Below are 3,147 nucleotides of genomic sequence, written 5' to 3'. Positions count from 1 at the left end.
CGGCCAGGAAGTACATCATCCAGTAGCCAGAGCTTCTCCAGACATTAAGAAGGATCAGAACCCAAAGCGCCTGATCGGGAGAGGCGAAGAACGGCTGAGGTTTGAAGCCGAACATTGTCAGGAAGCTGTTTGCCAGACCGTTATACGGATCGAGGACTATCATCCAGATTACAGAGACAACGGCGAACGAGATCGCCGCCGGCAAAAAGAAGACAGTCCTAAAGAACTTGGTGAAGAAGTGACTGGAATTCAGAAGAAGCGCCATTAACAATGAGGTCAAGACAATCAGAGGATTTACGATTATCGAGTAAAAGAGTGTAACGGAGAAGGATTTCCAGAAAACAGGATCCTGCTTGAAGAGGTATTCATAGTTTTCGAATCCCACGAATGATTTTGCCCCGGTGAAACTCGTCATAGTAAGGCTCTCAATAACCGAGACCCCTATTGGCCAGATCTTGAACACAAGAAGAAATGTCAGCGCGGGCAGAACGAATAGCCACGCTACCTTGTTATTTCGAAACATCTGCACACCATCCGAAATAGTCTAAATTCAAGCACGATCCCTCAAGTCTACCTGTACTTTCTAAGTTCTCTGTCGATTCGTACGGCGACCTCTTCAAGAGTGCTTCTTGGATCGGCACCGTAGTGAATAGAATTGAATGCCTCCCTTAGCATGAGCTCAAATTGCGAATAACCTGGTGTTCGCGGCCTCGGAACTGCTGTTGTCTCCATTTCAGCGACAAACAGCTGCCACATAGGATTGTCGAAAACCTCGGGAAGGGCCTCGTAAACATCTGATCTTGCAGGCGCTATACCATTCAGCTTGTGCCAGGTGATTACTGCGTCCTTACCTGTTATATACTTTGTGAAGGTCAAAGCCTCCTCAAGTTTCTTTGTCTTGGAGTTTATTCCAACATGCCAGCTGCCGGTAGGGGTGATTGCAACCCCGCCCTCGAAATAGGGGAAGGGAGAGAGACCGTAATCAATATCGGGATACTGAAGCATCCTTCTAATGTTCCACTCGTTTCCAAGCATCATTGCGGCCCTGCCAGTTCCGAAATACTCGCGAGAAATGGCCGAATCGTTGAGACCCTGGGGGCTGACCTTCCATTCGTTGAAGAGCTTCCAGTAGAAGGTGGTTCCTTCAATGAACTCATCTGAAGTGATATATCCCTGAGATACAAGTCCGTCGTCGGAAAGAACCTTCGCTCCTAGAGACTGAACCATGGGGAAAATAAGATACGGTCTGTCTATTTGCTCAATCACAAGGCCCCAGACATCTGTCAGTCCGTCAGCATTCGTGTCTTTGGTGAGTTTCTTCGCAATTTCGGCCACCTCTTCCCATGTTAACCTCTCTTCAAGGGTCTCCGGGGGGAAGGGGATGCCATGTTCTTCAAAGATGGCCTTGTTATAGAAGAGACCAGCGGAAGAAGTTCCGTAAGGAACGGAGTAAAATTTACCGTGATAGCTGCCTTCTTCTATAGAGGCATCAAACCATGCAGACATCTCTTCTTCGGAGAAGTGCTCGTCAAGAGGGAGAAGATAACCTCTTGCCGCGTAGGAAGCGGTATTCGGTCCATCCACAATGTACACATCTGGAGTACCATCTCCGGCAGCCAAACGGACTTCAATTGTCTGAAATAACTGGCCGAAAGGAACTAGCTGAATGTCCACATCGATTCCCGGATTCTCGGCTTTGAACGCGTTGATCACCTGCATAACCTGATCTTGCGGCCATCCCATCCATAGGACCTCAATGGTTGTGGCTGAAAGCATAATACCCAGTAATAGGACTATTACCAGTAAGAGCTTTCTCATTTCCCTACACCTCCTGATGAGCTACCTGTCTCAACGTCTCCTAATGAGCTTGAAAGTAAATTTTCCCGACGGAAAGTAACTCTTCGAATATAGAACCTTTCTATCCAAAACATCGTAATGAATCTGCTCCAGTAAGAGAAGTGAAGTGCCCGCATCGACGTTGAGTTTCATAGATAGAACTTCGTCACAATTTATAGGAATCAGATCGCATTCCGCATACCTGATATCGATATTATAGTGTCTACCCAGTCCCTCAAAAACAGAATTGTAGATTCTCTCAGGATCTATCTCTTTCACTATGGACTTCGGAATGAAATCAATGCAAACCGCAACAGGGATTTCCGAGGCGTATTTGGTAGTCTCAAGAACATGGACCATACTGCCCACTTCCAGGTCGAGGAACCCGCAGATTTTCTCTTCGCAAACACATTGATCAAATAGAATTATCTCGCTTCGGGCAGAGTGGCCCTGAGATTCGATAAAGCTGCCGATGCTTGACAGCCTCTCGATTCCTCCCCTAATGATCGGATATCTATCGGTAACGAATGTCCCAATTCCATGCTTCTTAACCAGCAAACCCTCTTTTTGAAGGAGACCGATAGCCTCTCTTAGGGAATTTCTGCTAACCCCAAGCTCATGAGCAAGGTCGGGTTCCGATGGCAGTCTCTCTCCGGCTTTGAGTTCACCATTCAAGATCAGTTTTCTCAATTTGCTATGAATCTTCCCCGAAAGTGAGATATGGGAATTATGGTCGATCCCAATCTCCTTCATTCGCATCGCCTCTTCAATGTTGTAGGATGTCCTACAACTTACTATACACTATTGGTCTTCGATAACAAAGATTGCAGAAACATTCTAGTTTGAGGTTGTCCGTCAACGGTTGGCCGTTATACGAATATTTACCCCGTAAGGCTGCATTCTGCGGGAGGCGAGACCGACTGCATCGGGAAGTGATGCTGCGAAAATCATCCCAAGAAATGATGCCGCTTTTAGCGGGATGATTCAGAAGCCAGTCTGCTGTCGCAGGCCAGTCAGGCGTCGCCTGGCCAGTCTCGCCTTCGGCAAGGCCAGTTCCACTTCGCGAGCAAAGAACCGCTGTTCGCTGTAAAAAGCCGTCCTTGGTCATTCGTACCAGATCATGAACCCGTCCTTCGAAGAACAGTTGCAAGTTGCATGTTCCAAGTTGCAAGCCCTAAAGTAAAGAAACGTCAGATAACTCGTTCTGAACATGAGGTCCGTTCTTGATGTGTTCAGTAGGGTCAAGAGATGGCGCGGTGTAAGTACAGACCTTGTGAGGCCAGGCTGTTTACTCCCCTTTCGGGAGAGTGT

General features: G+C 47.4%; 3 protein-coding genes. All 3 read right to left on the bottom strand.

Annotation, left to right across the window (positions count from 1 at the left end; all coding sequences use genetic code 11):
• Nucleotides 1–523 (bottom strand): carbohydrate ABC transporter permease (locus B3K42_RS04430; RefSeq protein ID WP_292597073.1); only part of this gene is annotated, 523 nt, incomplete at its 3' end.
• A 47-nt stretch (nucleotides 524–570) separates the two neighbouring features.
• Nucleotides 571–1,818, bottom strand: a complete 1,248-nt coding sequence (locus B3K42_RS04425; protein WP_110991325.1) for an ABC transporter substrate-binding protein — start codon at nucleotides 1,816–1,818, stop codon at nucleotides 571–573.
• A gap of 30 nt (nucleotides 1,819–1,848) precedes the next feature.
• Nucleotides 1,849–2,589, bottom strand: a complete 741-nt coding sequence (locus B3K42_RS04420; RefSeq protein WP_181419156.1) for a GntR family transcriptional regulator — start codon at nucleotides 2,587–2,589, stop codon at nucleotides 1,849–1,851.
• Between the last annotated feature and the right edge of the window lie 558 nt (nucleotides 2,590–3,147).

Source organism: Mesotoga sp. UBA6090 (assembly GCF_002435945.1).
Lineage (GTDB): Bacteria > Thermotogota > Thermotogae > Petrotogales > Kosmotogaceae > Mesotoga.
The sequence above is the reverse complement of the archived record's forward strand: the minus strand, read 5'-3'. Positions and strand labels throughout refer to the sequence as shown.